This is a genomic window from Epilithonimonas lactis (assembly GCF_900110605.1).
Classification (GTDB): domain Bacteria; phylum Bacteroidota; class Bacteroidia; order Flavobacteriales; family Weeksellaceae; genus Epilithonimonas; species Epilithonimonas lactis.
In genome coordinates this window covers 147,044-162,014 of the sequence record NZ_FOFI01000003.1, presented here as the reverse complement: position 1 = coordinate 162,014, position 14,971 = coordinate 147,044, and the positions used below count along the sequence as shown (strand labels likewise).

Sequence of the window (14,971 nt, the reverse complement as noted above, 5' to 3'; positions counted from 1 at the left end):
AAACGTTCAATAAACTTATGGACATTTGATTTTTGCTTATTTGATGAGTTACTCAAATATACAAATCAATTTATGAATGAAATTTCAAATACAATTTAATTTTATAAAAAAATCATCCAATTTCCCTATTTTTGTATCATTCATCAATAATCATTTATCAATTATAATAGGTGCAGAACAAACTCAAAATCATCAACGACCCCGTTCACGGCTTTATCAAAATTCCACACGAGATTCTGTTTGACGTCATAGAACATCCTTATTTTCAAAGACTAAGACGCATTTCCCAAACCGGCTTACTTTCACTGATTTTTCCCGGCGCAAAACATACCAGATTTCACCACGCTCTTGGTGCAATGAATCTGATGTTCAAAGCATTGGAAACTTTGAAGCTGAAAGGAATCAAGATTTCAAAAGAGGAAGAAGAAGCGGCGATGTTGGCGATTTTGATGCACGATATTGGTCACGGTCCGTTTTCCCACGCGTTGGAAAACATGTTGATGGACGATTGGCACCACGAGAAGATTTCGATTTTGTTGATGACCAGACTGAATGAGGAATTTGATGGAAAATTGGATTTGGCGATAGAAATGTTCCAGGGAAAATACCACAGAATGTTTTTTAACCAATTGATTTCCTCGCAGTTGGATGTTGATAGGATGGATTATTTGAAGCGTGACAGCTTTTACACAGGCGTTTCGGAAGGCGACGTGAATGTGGAAAGAATCATCTCAATGATGAACGTGAGCAACGAAAAATTGGTCATCGATGCAAAAGGAATTTATTCCATCGAAAATTATTTGACTGCCAGAATGTTTATGTATTGGCAGGTTTATTATCACAAAACGGCGGCGTTGGCGGAACACGTTTTGGTCCAAATCTTAAACAGAGCCAAATATCTGGTTTCTCAGAATTTGGAACTAGATGCGCCATCAAACCTGAAATATTTTTTGATTAAAAATAAATTTGATGAAGCCACGGAAGAAGACATCAGAAGATTCACAATGCTCGATGATATGGATGTTTTCCAGGCGATAAAAGAGTGGACGGAGAATCCTGATTTTATTTTAGCTAAGCTTTGCAAAGTGGTAATTTATAGAGATTTTCCGAAAAGTATCATTTCATCAAAACCATTTTCTCAAGAATTTATTCAAGAAAAAATTGACAAGACCAATCAACATTTTAATATCCATAATGCAGAAGAATTGGTTGGCCAGATTTCCAGAACGCTGTTGCCGTATGATACTGAAAAACAGCCGATTTATCTGATGAATAAAGTGGGTGAAACGTTCAAATTGGAAGAATCGGAAAATCAGATTTTGTTTGGCTGTATGGAAAATGCGACCAAGAAATACATTGTTTATTTCCCCAGAGAGATTTTGTAGGTAAAGTAAAAGTAAGTTTGATTCGTCATAAAAAATTAATGGTTAATTAATAAAATATTTATCTTTGCAAACTATGGAATTTACTGCGCAACAAATTGCAAATTTTATAAACGGGAAAATCATCGGAAATCCCGAAACGGTCATCACAGGCGTTTCTCCTATTGAGAATGGAGAGAAGGGACATTTGTCTTTCATTGGACAATCCAGATTTTTAGAATTTTTGGAGAATACAGAATGCGCAGTTCTTATTGTTTCAGAAAGCTTAATCGTAGAAAACAAAGATTACAAACCAGCAATTATTGCGGTAGAAGATGCCTATCTTTCTTTCCAGGTGTTGATGAATCTGTACCAGGAAATGCAAGGCAGAAGAACAGGTATTGAGCCTGGCTCTTTCTTTCACGAGACTGCAAAAGTAGGAGAGGATGTTTACATTGGTGCATTCACGTATGTTTCGGAAAAAGCAGATATTGGTGATGGAACACAAATTTTTCCTCACGTTTACGTCGGCAAAGGCGTGAAAATCGGAAAGAACTGTAAAATTGATAGTGGTGCAAGAATCTACGATTATTGTATTGTTGGTGATAATTGCGTGATTCATTCCAATACAGTTGTTGGTGGCGATGGATTTGGTTTCCAACCAACGGCAGAAGGTTTCAAGAAAATTCCACAATTAGGAAATGTCATTATAGAGGATGATGTAGAGATTGGTTCCAATTGCAGTATCGACCGTGCAACCATTGGTTCAACGGTTATCGGCAAAGGAACTAAGATCGATAATTTGATTCAAATTGCTCACAATGTCAAGATTGGTCAAAACAATGTGATTGCCGCTCAAGCTGGGATTGCAGGTTCTACGATCATTGGAGACTGGAATCAAATTGGAGGTCAAGTTGGAATCGTTGGTCATATCAAAATTGGCAATCAAGTCAAGATCCAAGCACAAAGTGGCGTGAACCACGCGGCGAAAGATGGTGAGACACTTTATGGTTCGCCAGCAATCAATTACAGCGATTACAGAAGAAATTACGTACATTTTCGTAATTTTACCGACATAGTCAAGAGAATAAACGATTTAGAAAATAAAAAATCAGAGTAAAGGTATCAGGAGCCAAGACACAGTTCTTCCCGCCTCAAAACTATTACAATGAGTGATAAACAAAAAACAATCAGAGAAGAGATCAAACTTTCGGGTATCGGTCTTCACACAGGTAGAGAAGTTAATCTTACAATCAAACCGGCTAAGGAAAACACCGGATTTGTTTTCGTAAGAACAGATCTAGAAGGTCATCCTCAGGTAGAGGCTGACGTCAATTATGTAACCACTACAGAAAGAGGAACCACTCTGGAAAAGTTAGGGGTCAAAATCCACACTTGCGAGCACCTTTTGGCTGCTTTGGTCGGGATGGATATTGATAATGCCTTCCTTGAAATGAATAGTGCAGAGCCACCGATCTTGGATGGATCTTCCAAATATTTTGTAGAAGCTATTGAGAAAGCTGGTGTTAAGGAACAAGATCTTGCAAGAGAATATCTTGTGGTGAAGGAAGTGATGAACTACATCGACCCTTCCACAGGTTCCGAGATTACAGTCATTCCAGCAGACGATTACGAGATCACGACCATGGTAGATTTTGGGACCAAAGTTTTGGGAACTCAGAATGCAAGTATGAAAAATCTTTCCGAGTTTAAGGACGAGATTGCACCAGCGAGAACATTCAGTTTTTTGCACGAGTTGGAGCAACTTCTGGATGCAAATCTTATCAAAGGTGGTGATATCAGCAATGCTATCGTTTATGTTGATAAGGAATTGACGCCGGAAACCACAGAAAAACTGAAATTAGCTTTCGGTAAAGACGAAGTTTCTATCCGTCCAAACGGAATTCTCGACAATCTTACACTTAACTTCCCAAATGAAGCTGCCCGTCACAAACTATTGGATGTGATCGGAGATTTGGCTTTGGTTGGTGTAAGGATCAAAGGTAGGGTGATTGCCAACAAACCTGGACACTTCGTAAATACGCAGTTCGCGAAAAAACTAAACAGACAATACAAATTGCAAAAAAGAAAAAATGTTCCTGATTTTGATCTCAAAGCAGAACCTGTTTTTGACATCAATGGCATTATGAAATTATTGCCTCACAGACCACCGTTTCTTCTAGTTGATAAGATCTTACAATTGTCAGAGACCCACGTGGTAGGACTGAAGAATGTTTCTATGAACGAGCCATTTTTCGTAGGTCACTTCCCGAAAGAACCAGTAATGCCAGGTGTTTTGCAAATCGAGGCCATGGCTCAGGTTGGTGGGATCTTGGTTCTGGCAAATGTGCCAGATCCGGAAAATTACTCCACTTACTTTGTAAAGATGGACAATGTGAAATTCAAGAAAAAAGTAGTTCCAGGAGATCAGCTGATATTCAAAATTGAATTGATAGAGCCGATCAGAAGAGGAATCGTCCATATGCAGGGTTACGGTTACGTTGGTGACAGCGTTGTTGTAGAAGCAGAATTGATGGCCCAAGTTGCAAAAACAAAAAATTAATCTATGATTCATCAGCTTACGGCAGTAGATCCTCGCGCAAAGATCGGCAAAAACGTTACCATAGAACCATTCACTACCATTGGTGCCAACGTTACAGTTGGTTCTGATACGTGGATCGGTCCTAATGTGACCATTATGGAAAATGTTAAGATCGGTAAAAATTGCAAGATTTTTCCAGGAACCGTGATCGGAGCCGTTCCACAGGATCTTAAATTCGATGGTGAAGACACTCAGGTGATTATCGGAGACGGTACTACGCTAAGAGAATGTGTGACGATCAACAGAGGAACAAAAGCTTTGGGATATACAAAAATTGGAAACAACTGCCTGATCATGGCAACTTCACACGTAGCGCACGATTGCATCGTAGGTGACAATGTCATCATTGCAAATGGTTGCGGGATCGCTGGACACGTTGAGATCGGAGATTTTGTGGTAATGGGCGGACTTTCTGCCGTACAACAGTTTGGAAAGATCGGAAAACACGTGATGATCTCTGGAGGCTCATTGATCAGAAAAGATATTCCACCTTATGTAAAAGTAGCAAGAGAACCAATTTCTTATGCAGGAATCAATTCTGTAGGATTGAGAAGAAGAGGTTTTACCAATGACAAGATCTTCGAGATCCAAAAGATCTACAGAGCCATCTTCCAAATGAAAATGAATACAACCCAAGCAATTGAATTCATCGAGAAAGAAATGCTTCCAACGGTGGAAAGAGATGAGATCATCCAATTCATCCAAAACTCTCCGAGAGGTATTGTAAAAGGTTACGGATCTAACAAAGAATAAAAAATAATACAAGTTTATATATAACTAATGGCAACAAGCAACGATATAAGAAAAGGACTTTGCATCGAATTCAGCAATGATATTTTCAAAGTGATCGAGTTTCTACACGTAAAACCAGGAAAAGGTCCTGCTTTCGTAAGAACGAAATTGAAATCTGTAACCAATGGAAAAGTTTTGGACAACACTTTCTCCGCAGGTCACAAGATCGACGAAGTAAAAGTGATCACAAGAAAATTCCAGTATCTGTATGATGACGAGAATGGATTCCACTTTATGAACAACGACGATTTCTCTCAGCTTTACCTTGATAAGGAAATGATTGAAAACGCACAATTCATGAAAGCTGGCGAAGAGATCACCATCATCTTGAAGGAAGCGGACGAATCTCCACTTTCTGCCGAACTTCCACAATCCGTTTATCTGGAAGTGGTAGAAGCAGATCCAGGCGTGAAAGGAAACACAGCGACCAACGCACTGAAAAATGCGATCGTAGAAACAGGCGCAAGAGTAATGGTTCCATTATTCATCGAGCCAGGCGACAAGATCAAGATCAGTACAGAGGACGGTTCTTACCTTGAAAGAGTAAAATAAAACAAAATATAGGATGGAAGTCTGAAGTTGATCTTCACACTTCCATTTTTATTTTAAAACCAAATAATTATTAGGGCAGCTTTATCCGCCTTCCGTTCCCGCTTTTTTCTTTTCCCAGGCTTTGTCCCAGGCAAAAAGAAAAAGAGCTCCACTCAAGTCGGGCTGCAGATTCGTATCCACAAAGACGATTTCCATCTAATATCAAATGTCTTAATTCTAACATCTCACTATGACATTCAATCAGCCACAACAACTCAAGACCATTGCTGATATCATCAATGCTAAATACATCGGCCCAGAAGATTTTCCAGTCTTAGGAACCAACGAAATCCACATGGTAAAAGCCGGAGAAATTGTCTTCGTCAACCATCCAAAATATTACGACAAAGCGCTCAATTCTGCCGCTACGATCATTCTAATTGACAAAGAAGTAGAATGCCCGGTCGGAAAAGCTCTCTTGGTCTCCGATGATCCTTTCAGGGATTTTAACAAGATCAATACACACTTCACAAGGATCTCAAACTTCAGAGAAGAACTTCACGACCTGGAAGTGGGAGACGGAACGTTTATTCATCCTTCAGTCGTCATTGGAAACGATGTAAAAATAGGAAAGAACTGCCACATTTTCCCGAATGTTGTGATTGGCGACAGAACCGTTATTGGTGATAATGTGATCATCCAGGCCAATACAGTTTTAGGTGGTGACGCATTTTATTACAGAAAACTCAATGGAAATTTCGATAGACTGATCTCTGTCGGAAACGTCATCATCGAAAATAATGTAGAGATCGGAAACGGTTGCACCATCGATCGAGGCGTAACGGATCCAACAATCATTGGAGAAGGCAGTATTCTGGACAATCAGATCCAAATCGGTCACGATACGATCATTGGTAAAAGATGTCTTATCGCTTCTCAAACCGGAATCGCAGGCTGCTGCATCATAGAGGATGAAGTGACGATCTGGGGACAAGTCGGAATGGCTTCTGGTGTAAGAATCGAAAAAGGAACTGTTCTACTAGCAAAATGTGGAGTGAACAGAGATCTGAAAAAAGGAACTTACTTTGGCCCAATTGCCGAAGAATTCCGAGATTATCTCAGAAAAGAGGTTAAACTCAAAAATCTGAAGTAAATCATATTTTATTAATCTAAAAATAAAAATTTATTAAACTAAAAATCTTATTTTTACGGTTCAATATAAACATATGAGATTTTACCTAGGTCTTTTATCATCTTTAGTATTTTCGTTCACATTTGGTCAAAAAACTGTGAATGCGAGAATTATTACTTTAGACAACGATACATTGCGGACAAGAGTAAAAGTAGCTACCAATATGTTTGACCCAACTTTGATTTACGGAAGTAGCTTTACAACGAAGATCAAAAGTATAACTGAGGACAATAAAAAAGTAAATATTGAAGCTTCGACCGTAAAAGAAATTTCATTTGAAGATTTTAGTGGAAAAAGAAGAGTTTTTGTTAATAATTCTCAAGATAAAAAATCTCTGAATGAGCATCTTTTCAACGGAAAAGTTTTAGATTGGTACAGAGGTTATACAGCTGGTACGGGTGGGGAAACTGGTGTTGATTTCCTTTTTAATAAGACCACAAATACTGGTATTCCAATTGGATATTTTACAGGAATTCCAAAAAAGAAATTGCAAGAGTTTTTAAAAGACGAGCCAGACATGGAAAGTTTTATAGAAGAAACTAAAAGCAGTTCACTAAGAAATGCTGAAAATAGCATAGATAATGTGATGGAGTCTATCATCAAAAAATATGAGTCTCTCAAAGACAAAAAATAATAACAAATAATAAATTACAATAAAAAATGTCAGTATTAGTAAACAAAGATTCTAAAGTTATCGTACAAGGATTTACAGGTAACGAAGGTACTTTCCACGCAGGTCAAATGATCGATTACGGAACCAACGTTGTTGGTGGTGTAACTCCAGGAAAAGGAGGTTCTGAGCACCTTGGTAAGCCAGTTTTCAATTCTGTGGCAGAAGCTGTAGAGAAAGCAGGCGCTAATGTGAGTATTATTTTCGTTCCACCTGCATTTGCTGCAGATGCTGTAATGGAAGCTGCTGAGGCAGGTATCAAAGTTATTGTATGTATCACAGAAGGGATTCCTATTGCTGATATGGTAAAAGTTAAGGATTATATCCAAGATAGAGACGTTCGTTTGATCGGTCCAAACTGTCCGGGTATCATCACTTCAGACGAAGCGAAAATCGGAATTATGCCAGGTTTCGTTTTCAAAAAAGGAAAAGTTGGTATTGTTTCAAAATCTGGAACTTTGACTTACGAAGCAGCAGATCAAGTTGTGAAAGCTGGTTTCGGCGTTTCTACAGCTATCGGAATAGGTGGAGATCCAATCATTGGAACAACTACAAAAGAAGCTTTGGAATTGTTCATCAACGATCCAGAAACGGAAGCGGTTGTAATGATCGGTGAGATTGGTGGATCTTTGGAAGCTGAAGCGGCAAGATGGTACAAAGCGAGTGGTTCTACAAAACCAGTTGTAGGTTTCATCGCTGGACAAACGGCTCCAAAAGGAAGAACAATGGGTCACGCAGGTGCAATCGTAGGTGGTGATGATGATACTGCACAAGCAAAAATGGCTATCATGGCAGAAAACGGAATTCACGTTGTAGATTCTCCAGCAGAAATTGGAGTAACTGTAGCAAAAGTTTTAGCATAATATGATCTGCTAAGATCTTTTATTAAATATATTTTGAGAGGCTCTATCTGAGCTTCTCATTTTTTTTGTTTAATTTTGAGCCAGAAAATATTTAAAACACACACATGAAAAAGATCCTTTTTGCATCGCTAGTTTTCTCTTCTTTATTATCACAAGCTCAGATCGATCTCAGGTCTACTGAATTTGGTATTGTTGCCGGAGGAACCTATTCCAGAGTTAGAAACGCGCACAATCCGTCAGGACCAAGATTTTCTGTCTTAGGTGGTGTTACAGCTCAGGTACCAATGGGAACAGGCGAGCAGTTTTACATTCAAGCGGAGGCTTTATATTTTGGTGCAGGTGAAACTGGAAAGGCAAAAGATGCCAAAGGAAGTCCTTCGTACAATGGCGTATATGCAAATAACTATTTGAGTGTACCTTTCAACTTCAAAGCTTACTTCTCGGAAGCTGAATCTGAGTTCTATGGATTGATAGGACCTCGATTTAATTTCTTGCTCAGTCAAAAAGTCAAAAATGTTCCTGTAGGTAGAGAATATTATGATCCGAATGTCATCAATCCTGAATATCCAGATATCAATGGGAAGGCGAATTCTTTCAATTTTGGAATTGGTGCTGGTATAGGTTACAGCTATAAACGACAATTAGAGATCGCCTTCAAATATGATATTGGTTTATCAAATACATATCCAAATCTCGTAGAGGCGTGGACTATGGATCCTGATGCGCAAAAGAAAAAATCAGAACAAGTGATAAGTTTGGGATTAACTTATTTCTTCAAATAAAAAACAAAAGGCTGTGAAATTTCACAGCCTTTTGTCTTGAATAACGTTGATGTTATTTATTTTTGATGATCTCTCTGATTTTACCTTCGATCTCCTCAGAAAGTTCAGGATTATCTTTTAATACGTCTTTCACAGCATCACGGCCTTGACCCAATTTGGTGTCTTCGTAGCTGAACCAAGATCCACTTTTCTTAACTACAGCAAGATCTACCGCAGTATCCAAGATCTCTCCAGATTTAGAAATTCCTTCACCGTACATAATGTCAAATTCAGCCATTTTGAAAGGTGGTGCTACTTTGTTTTTCACAACCTTCACTTTTACACGGCTTCCAACGGCTTCGTCACCATTCTTGATCGGTGCACTTGCTTTTCTGATGTCAATTCTCACAGAAGCGTAGAATTTCAATGCGTTTCCACCAGTTGTCGTTTCTGGATTTCCGAACATTACACCGATCTTTTCACGAAGCTGGTTGATGAAGATCACAGTACATTTTGTTCTTGAGATCGAACCTGTCAATTTTCTCAAAGCCTGAGACATCAATCTTGCGTGAAGACCCATTTTCGAATCTCCCATTTCACCTTCAATCTCTGCTTTCGGCGTCAAAGCGGCAACGGAATCGATCACCACAATGTCAATTGCACCTGAACGAATCAAGTTGTCTGCAATTTCCAACGCTTGCTCACCATTGTCTGGTTGAGAGATGATCAGGTTTTCCAGATCCACACCCAATTTTGCAGCGTAGCTTCTGTCGAATGCGTGCTCTGCATCTATGAAAGCAGCGATTCCACCAGTTTTTTGAGCTTCTGCGATGGCGTGCAAGGTCAATGTTGTTTTACCGGAAGATTCTGGTCCGTAGATCTCAATCACTCTTCCTCTCGGATAGCCACCAACACCTAAAGCCAGGTCAATTCCCAATGAACCTGATGGAATTACTTCTATCGTGTGGTCCACAGAATCCTCGCCCAAAGTCATTACGGTTCCTTTTCCGTAGGTTTTATCTAGTTTTTCCAGCACCAGTTGTAGTGCTTTTTTCTTATCGTCGTTTGTACTCATTATGTCAAAAAATTATTCTCAAAAATACGGAATTTTAAAATCAAAATCCAATATTATTTTAGTTTGCGGTTTTAATTTATCAATTGAAAATTAATGAAAATTCGAATTTTTTGTGATGTTCAAATAATCTGTCAGAACTTTCATTTGGTCTTTGTTTCCCTTCTTAATTCGTGCTTTTCGGCTGATTGTTTTTTCATAGATTTTGTTGAAAATCTTTTTTGAAACAGGAAATAGGTTTTTGTTCTTCACTTTCGGAATTTCCAATCTTTCGCAAACTTCATCGTCTAACAAAAACCAAGTGCAACAGATGTGCAGATAGCGTAGGTTTCGTCTTTGAAAATCAAATTTAAGGATTGGATTTTCCAAAGATTCATTTAATAAAGAATGTGCTAATAAAACGGAATCTTTGTCCGCTGAAGGTTGCACAGAAGTCCATAGATAGAAATATTCTGTCGCTTGCTTTTTGTCATCGGGTAGAAGTTCCTCTGGAATTCCTAACAAATAGCCGACATATTTCCAAAGGTGGAAAAGACCTTTTTCCTCTTGCTCAGAAAAGTTGTTTCCCAATTTTTTCAAACTGTATAAAAAAACCAGACTGAAGCCAATGTAAGTTGCCATCATATCCCAGGAATTGATGGGTTCTCCCCAGTTTTTCGTATCCCAATTTTTATAATGTTTCTTGATGGAAATTCTTGCGTAGGAATGGATGAGCCTTGTTTTGATAGCAAACTCATAACCTTTTTGGTGGGTGAGAAGTGAATCGGGTCGGGTAACATTAACCCAAAAATCCAATGTCTCGGATAGGCGTTTGACGGCACCTTTTTTCAATGCCTCAGTAACAATCAATGGTTTGTTGAGATAAGCGTAATCATATCCACCAATTAAGCAATAATCTCTCAGTGAAATCAAAGAATCCACATTGCAACGCATACAGAGTTCGGCGCCACTTTTTATCAATTCAAAATCTACCCAATCTGGAACTGACTGTGTTTGTCCAAAAAGTGATTTGACACTTTCTGGAACATCATCGTTTTCAGAAACGCCATTTCGGATATAATTTTCAATTTGTTTTGAAGCTTCAGGAAATGGTTGTGTGAAGTAAATGTCTTTAACGATTTCATCTCCAATTTCATCAACATCATAATAATATTTAGAAAATTTATCAAAATCTTTGAAGCTGACTTCTGCGCCGGAAAATTCGATGAGTTGTTTGCCGTTTCCGGTTTCCCAAAAGTTTTTGAAATGTGCTGAATCTCTGAATCGAGGTTGTAGAATTGATTTGTCCATCTAGGATAAAGTTACAATTATTGCTCCAAAATTGGACGGTGAGTTTTATCATTGATTAAAATAAAAAAACCTTCCAAAATGAATTGAAAGGTTTCAGTTTTATTGAATGATTCAGATTACAAAGAAGCTGAATGTACAAGCATATCTGCCAATTTGTTAGAATAGCCCCATTCGTTGTCGTACCAAGATACCAATTTCACGAAGGTTGGGTTCAACATAATTCCAGCCTCTTTATCGAAGATAGAAGTTCTAGAATCGCTTACGAAATCCTGAGAAACCACAGCATCTTCTGTATATCCAAGGATACCTTTTAGGTCACCTTCAGATGCAGTTTTGATAGCAGCACAGATTTCTTCGTAAGAAGTCGGTTTGTCCAACTTTACAGTAAGATCCACTACAGAAACGTCAGCAGTTGGAACTCTGAAAGACATTCCAGTCAATTTCCCGTTAAGAGAAGGGATCACTTTTCCTACCGCTTTTGCAGCACCTGTAGAAGAAGGGATGATGTTGTTCAATGCTGATCTACCACCTCTCCAGTCTTTTGCAGATGGTCCATCTACAGTTTTCTGAGTTGCAGTTGTAGCGTGTACAGTTGTCATAAGACCTTCTGCGATCCCGAAGTTATCGTGGATCACTTTTGCAAGAGGTGCAAGACAGTTAGTCGTACAAGATGCGTTTGAGAAGATAGCGATGTCGCTTGTCAATTCTTTGTGGTTTACACCCATTACGAACATTGGCGTATCATCTTTCGGTGGTGCAGAAAGGATCACTTTCTTAGCGCCAGCATTGATATGAGCTTGTGCAGTTTCTTTAGACAAGAATAATCCTGTAGATTCTACGATGTATTCTGCACCTACTTCATTCCATTTTAGGTTGTTAGGGTCTTTCTCAGCAGTTACACGGATTGTTTTTCCGTTTACCACAAGGTTGTTACCTTGAACTGATACTTCTCCTTTGAACGTTCCGTGAACTGAATCGTACTTTAGCATGTAAGCCATGTATTCTGCATCGATAAGGTCATTGATCCCTACAACTTCGATGTTTTCTCTTTCAGTCATTGCTCTGAATACCAAACGTCCGATTCTCCCGAATCCGTTGATTCCTACTTTAATTGTTGACATATTATTTAAAATATTAAGGTTTTTTTTGTTACTATAAATTTACGAAAAAATAAGGAATTACATCGCCAAAATCTCAGCTATTTTCAGTAGGTCCTTGTCTATTTCGTTATGTTTTTTGATGGCTTCTTCTATTGGTGTGTAGACGATCTTGTTCGACTGCATTCCGACCATTACTTTGTTCTGTCCTTCCATTAGACCGATCACGGCACCATAACCCAAGTGGCTCGCAAGTACTCTGTCTGCACAGCTCGGTGATCCACCTCTTTGGATGTGGCCCAAAATGGTTACACGGATGTCGTAGTTTGGGAATTCTCCTTTGGTCGCTTTCGCAAGATCGTAGATGTTTCCAAGTTCTTCACCTTCCGCTACCACTACAATGCTGGATGATTTTCCTACTTTTTCAGCAGTTCTGAACGTGTTGAAGAGATCTTCCAAGCTGTCTTTTCTTTCTGGAATCAGGATATCAAGCGCGCCAGTTGCGATTCCACTGTTAAGCGCAATAAAACCTGCATCACGTCCCATCACTTCCACAAAGAAAACTCTGTTGTGGGAAGTTGCCGTATCACGGATCTTGTCGATAGAATCCATCGCTGTATTAAGCGCAGTGTCATACCCAATGGTTTTGTCTGTGCCGAAGATATCATTGTCAATGGTTCCTGGAACACCAATTACTTTGATGCCGTGTTCCTCATTGAAAACCTTTGCACCTGTAAAACTTCCGTCTCCACCGATACAAACTATCGCGTCAACACCTAATTTGACACATTGATCGTAAGCTTTTTTTCTACCTTCCGGCGTCATAAATTCCTTTGATCTGGCAGACTTCAGGATCGTTCCACCTTGATTGATAATATTTTTGACAGAACGTGGTCCCATCTTTATAATATCACCTGCAATAAGACCATTGTAACCTTCTCGGATACCATAACAGTCTATCTTGTAGTGATTTGCTGTTCTTACAACAGCTCTAAGTGCAGCATTCATCCCAGGAGCATCGCCGCCGGAAGTCAAAACCGCAATAGATTTTATGTTGTTTTCTGACATATTTTCAATTTTTTTCAAAGCAAATTTACGAAATAGGAATCACATTAAAGAACGACTTTAATATTATGCTGTAAATTATATCATAGGTTAATCAGTTATTGATACGAAATATGACAAATATTAGAATTAATTTTTTCTCAGGCTTTCCAAGTTTTATTATATTTACGAACAATACAAAATGAAATTTTAAAGTAATCAGATAATAATATTGTGAGATCTACCGATTCATAATATCAAAAAACAAACAAATAAATACATTATGAAAGTTACCGTAGTTGGCGCAGGCGCAGTAGGAGCCAGTTGTGCAGAATACATTGCAATGAAAGATTTTGCAGCAGAAGTTGTTTTGGTGGACATCAAAGAAGGTTTCGCAGAAGGAAAAGCAATGGACCTTCTGCAGACGGCTTCTCTTAACGGTTTTGATACCAAAATTACCGGAACAACTGGAGATTATTCCAAAACTGCAGGTTCCAAAGTAGCTGTGATCACTTCCGGAATCCCAAGAAAACCTGGAATGACGAGAGAAGAATTGATCGGCATCAACGCTGGAATCGTGAAAGAGGTGACTCAAAACTTGGTAAAGCATTCGCCAGATGTGATCATCATTGTGGTTTCCAATCCTATGGATACAATGGCCTATTTGGTGCACAAAACATCTGGTCTTCCAAAAGAGAGAATCATCGGAATGGGTGGTGCTTTGGACTCTGCCAGATTCAAATACAGATTGGCAGAAGCCTTGGAATCTCCAATTTCAGACGTGGATGGAATGGTGATCGCGGCGCATTCTGACACGGGAATGTTACCACTTTTCAGCAAAGCGACTAGAAATGGTGTTCCAGTCTCAGAATTTTTAAATGATGAGCAAAAAGCCAACGTAATCGAAGAAACCAAAGTTGGTGGAGCAACATTGACCAAGTTATTAGGAACTTCTGCTTGGTACGCACCAGGCGCGGCGGTTTCTGTAATGGTTCAGTCCATCCTTTGCGACCAAAAGAAAATGATTCCTTGTTCATTGATGCTTGACGGCGAATATGGCGAAAGCGACATCTGTCTTGGTGTTCCGGCAATCATCGGAAAAGATGGTGTTGAGAAGATTGTAGACATTACATTGACAGAAGACGAAAAAGCGAAGTTTACGGAGGCTGCAAAAGCTGTAAGAGATGTGAACGGAGATTTGAAGTTCTAAGCTTTAGATTTTGATATAAAAAAAACCGTCCTGATTACTTAGGACGGTTTTTTTTTTATTTTACAACGGTGGCTTCCAATTCCACCTTCAAAGTTTCGAATAATGTTTTGACTTCCATCACAGTTGTCGCCTGTTGAATTCCATTCGTGGAAATCCAGTTTTGGAGAACATCAAAGTTTTCAAACAATTCAGAATGCTCAGTGGTATAAACATTGAGACGAACGATGTTTTTCAATTCAAAATCAGCTTCGTGGATAACCTTTTCAAGATTCTCCAAGGTTTTGATAAGTTGCGTTTGCATATCAGCATTACTTGATATTCCATCTTCATCTATGGCAGTCTGGCCCGAAACGTAAAGCGTGCTATGTACATTTTTGACTTCTACCGCCTGTGCATAGTTTCTTGCGTCTTGCCATTTCCAGGGATTGATGATTCTTTTTTCCATTTTAAATAATTTTAATGATGGAGCAAAGTTCCGCCGATGCC

15 protein-coding genes are annotated in these 14,971 nt (G+C 38.9%); 10 read left to right on the top strand and 5 right to left on the bottom strand.

Annotation, left to right across the window (positions count from 1 at the left end; translation table 11 throughout):
• The first annotated feature begins 170 nt into the window (after positions 1 to 170).
• The 9 genes from BMW39_RS10395 to BMW39_RS10355 all read left to right on the top strand — a co-directional run bounded on the left by BMW39_RS10395 (position 171) and on the right by BMW39_RS10355 (position 8,793).
• Positions 171 to 1,385, top strand: a complete 1,215-nt coding sequence (locus tag BMW39_RS10395; protein WP_034975152.1) for an HD domain-containing protein — start codon at positions 171 to 173, stop codon at positions 1,383 to 1,385.
• A gap of 73 nt (positions 1,386 to 1,458) precedes the next feature.
• A complete protein-coding gene (gene lpxD, locus BMW39_RS10390; RefSeq protein ID WP_034975151.1) occupies positions 1,459 to 2,481 on the top strand; it encodes a UDP-3-O-(3-hydroxymyristoyl)glucosamine N-acyltransferase in 1,023 nt (340 codons plus the stop codon).
• Positions 2,482 to 2,529: 48 nt separating this feature from the next.
• The gene (locus tag BMW39_RS10385) at positions 2,530 to 3,924 is read left to right on the top strand and encodes a bifunctional UDP-3-O-[3-hydroxymyristoyl] N-acetylglucosamine deacetylase/3-hydroxyacyl-ACP dehydratase (RefSeq protein ID WP_034975149.1); all 1,395 of its coding nucleotides are present in this window, start codon (positions 2,530 to 2,532) and stop codon (positions 3,922 to 3,924) included.
• A 3-nt stretch (positions 3,925 to 3,927) separates the two neighbouring features.
• Entirely contained in the window at positions 3,928 to 4,716 is a 789-nt protein-coding gene (lpxA, locus tag BMW39_RS10380) for an acyl-ACP--UDP-N-acetylglucosamine O-acyltransferase (protein ID WP_034964947.1), read from the top strand.
• Positions 4,717 to 4,743: 27 nt separating this feature from the next.
• On the top strand, positions 4,744 to 5,307 hold the full coding sequence (gene efp / locus BMW39_RS10375) for an elongation factor P (protein ID WP_034964948.1): 564 nt from the start codon (positions 4,744 to 4,746) through the stop codon (positions 5,305 to 5,307).
• A 229-nt stretch (positions 5,308 to 5,536) separates the two neighbouring features.
• Positions 5,537 to 6,439 (top strand): LpxD N-terminal domain-containing protein, encoded by a 903-nt coding sequence (locus BMW39_RS10370; RefSeq protein ID WP_034975148.1) that lies wholly within the window; start codon positions 5,537 to 5,539, stop codon positions 6,437 to 6,439.
• Between the two features lie 73 nt (positions 6,440 to 6,512).
• A complete protein-coding gene (locus BMW39_RS10365) occupies positions 6,513 to 7,112 on the top strand; it encodes a hypothetical protein (RefSeq protein ID WP_034975146.1) in 600 nt (199 codons plus the stop codon).
• Positions 7,113 to 7,138: 26 nt separating this feature from the next.
• Positions 7,139 to 8,011 (top strand): succinate--CoA ligase subunit alpha, encoded by an 873-nt coding sequence (gene sucD / locus BMW39_RS10360; RefSeq protein ID WP_034975144.1) that lies wholly within the window; start codon positions 7,139 to 7,141, stop codon positions 8,009 to 8,011.
• A gap of 104 nt (positions 8,012 to 8,115) precedes the next feature.
• Entirely contained in the window at positions 8,116 to 8,793 is a 678-nt protein-coding gene (locus BMW39_RS10355; RefSeq protein ID WP_034975143.1) for a porin family protein, read from the top strand.
• Between the two features lie 52 nt (positions 8,794 to 8,845).
• Here BMW39_RS10355 and recA read toward each other — a convergent pair whose 3' ends face one another.
• From recA to pfkA, 4 genes are all read right to left on the bottom strand, one after another.
• Positions 8,846 to 9,847: a recombinase RecA gene (recA, locus tag BMW39_RS10350; protein ID WP_034964953.1), complete on the bottom strand. Its 1,002-nt coding sequence runs from the start codon at positions 9,845 to 9,847 to the stop codon at positions 8,846 to 8,848.
• Positions 9,848 to 9,937: 90 nt separating this feature from the next.
• Positions 9,938 to 11,134, bottom strand: a complete 1,197-nt coding sequence (locus tag BMW39_RS10345) for an oxygenase MpaB family protein (RefSeq protein ID WP_034975141.1) — start codon at positions 11,132 to 11,134, stop codon at positions 9,938 to 9,940.
• Between the two features lie 116 nt (positions 11,135 to 11,250).
• Positions 11,251 to 12,255 carry a type I glyceraldehyde-3-phosphate dehydrogenase gene (gene gap, locus BMW39_RS10340; RefSeq protein WP_034964956.1) on the bottom strand — a complete coding sequence of 335 codons (1,005 nt, stop codon included), beginning with the start codon at positions 12,253 to 12,255 and terminating at the stop codon, positions 11,251 to 11,253.
• A gap of 57 nt (positions 12,256 to 12,312) precedes the next feature.
• Positions 12,313 to 13,299, bottom strand: coding sequence for a 6-phosphofructokinase (gene pfkA, locus BMW39_RS10335; RefSeq protein WP_034975139.1), 987 nt, complete (start codon positions 13,297 to 13,299; stop codon positions 12,313 to 12,315).
• Between the two features lie 259 nt (positions 13,300 to 13,558).
• On the opposite strand from pfkA, the gene BMW39_RS10330 reads away from it, so the two are divergent.
• Positions 13,559 to 14,485 (top strand): malate dehydrogenase, encoded by a 927-nt coding sequence (locus BMW39_RS10330; protein ID WP_034975137.1) that lies wholly within the window; start codon positions 13,559 to 13,561, stop codon positions 14,483 to 14,485.
• A 55-nt stretch (positions 14,486 to 14,540) separates the two neighbouring features.
• On the opposite strand, the gene BMW39_RS10325 is transcribed toward BMW39_RS10330, so the two are convergent.
• Positions 14,541 to 14,930, bottom strand: a complete 390-nt coding sequence (locus BMW39_RS10325; RefSeq protein ID WP_034975136.1) for a RidA family protein — start codon at positions 14,928 to 14,930, stop codon at positions 14,541 to 14,543.
• Positions 14,931 to 14,971 lie beyond the last annotated feature (41 nt).

Bases quoted from the DNA above. Each gene is read 5' to 3' on its own strand.
- lpxD (WP_034975151.1), top strand. From the start codon at position 1,459: ATGGAATTTACTGCGCAACAAATTGCAAATTTTATAAACGGGAAAATC.
- BMW39_RS10385 (WP_034975149.1), top strand. From the start codon at position 2,530: ATGAGTGATAAACAAAAAACAATCAGAGAAGAGATCAAACTTTCGGGT.
- lpxA (WP_034964947.1), top strand. From the start codon at position 3,928: ATGATTCATCAGCTTACGGCAGTAGATCCTCGCGCAAAGATCGGCAAA.
- efp (WP_034964948.1), top strand. From the start codon at position 4,744: ATGGCAACAAGCAACGATATAAGAAAAGGACTTTGCATCGAATTCAGC.
- BMW39_RS10370 (WP_034975148.1), top strand. From the start codon at position 5,537: ATGACATTCAATCAGCCACAACAACTCAAGACCATTGCTGATATCATC.
- BMW39_RS10365 (WP_034975146.1), top strand. From the start codon at position 6,513: ATGAGATTTTACCTAGGTCTTTTATCATCTTTAGTATTTTCGTTCACA.
- sucD (WP_034975144.1), top strand. From the start codon at position 7,139: ATGTCAGTATTAGTAAACAAAGATTCTAAAGTTATCGTACAAGGATTT.
- BMW39_RS10355 (WP_034975143.1), top strand. From the start codon at position 8,116: ATGAAAAAGATCCTTTTTGCATCGCTAGTTTTCTCTTCTTTATTATCA.
- recA (WP_034964953.1), bottom strand. From the start codon at position 9,847: ATGAGTACAAACGACGATAAGAAAAAAGCACTACAACTGGTGCTGGAA.
- BMW39_RS10345 (WP_034975141.1), bottom strand. From the start codon at position 11,134: ATGGACAAATCAATTCTACAACCTCGATTCAGAGATTCAGCACATTTC.
- gap (WP_034964956.1), bottom strand. From the start codon at position 12,255: ATGTCAACAATTAAAGTAGGAATCAACGGATTCGGGAGAATCGGACGT.
- pfkA (WP_034975139.1), bottom strand. From the start codon at position 13,299: ATGTCAGAAAACAACATAAAATCTATTGCGGTTTTGACTTCCGGCGGC.
- BMW39_RS10330 (WP_034975137.1), top strand. From the start codon at position 13,559: ATGAAAGTTACCGTAGTTGGCGCAGGCGCAGTAGGAGCCAGTTGTGCA.
- BMW39_RS10325 (WP_034975136.1), bottom strand. From the start codon at position 14,930: ATGGAAAAAAGAATCATCAATCCCTGGAAATGGCAAGACGCAAGAAAC.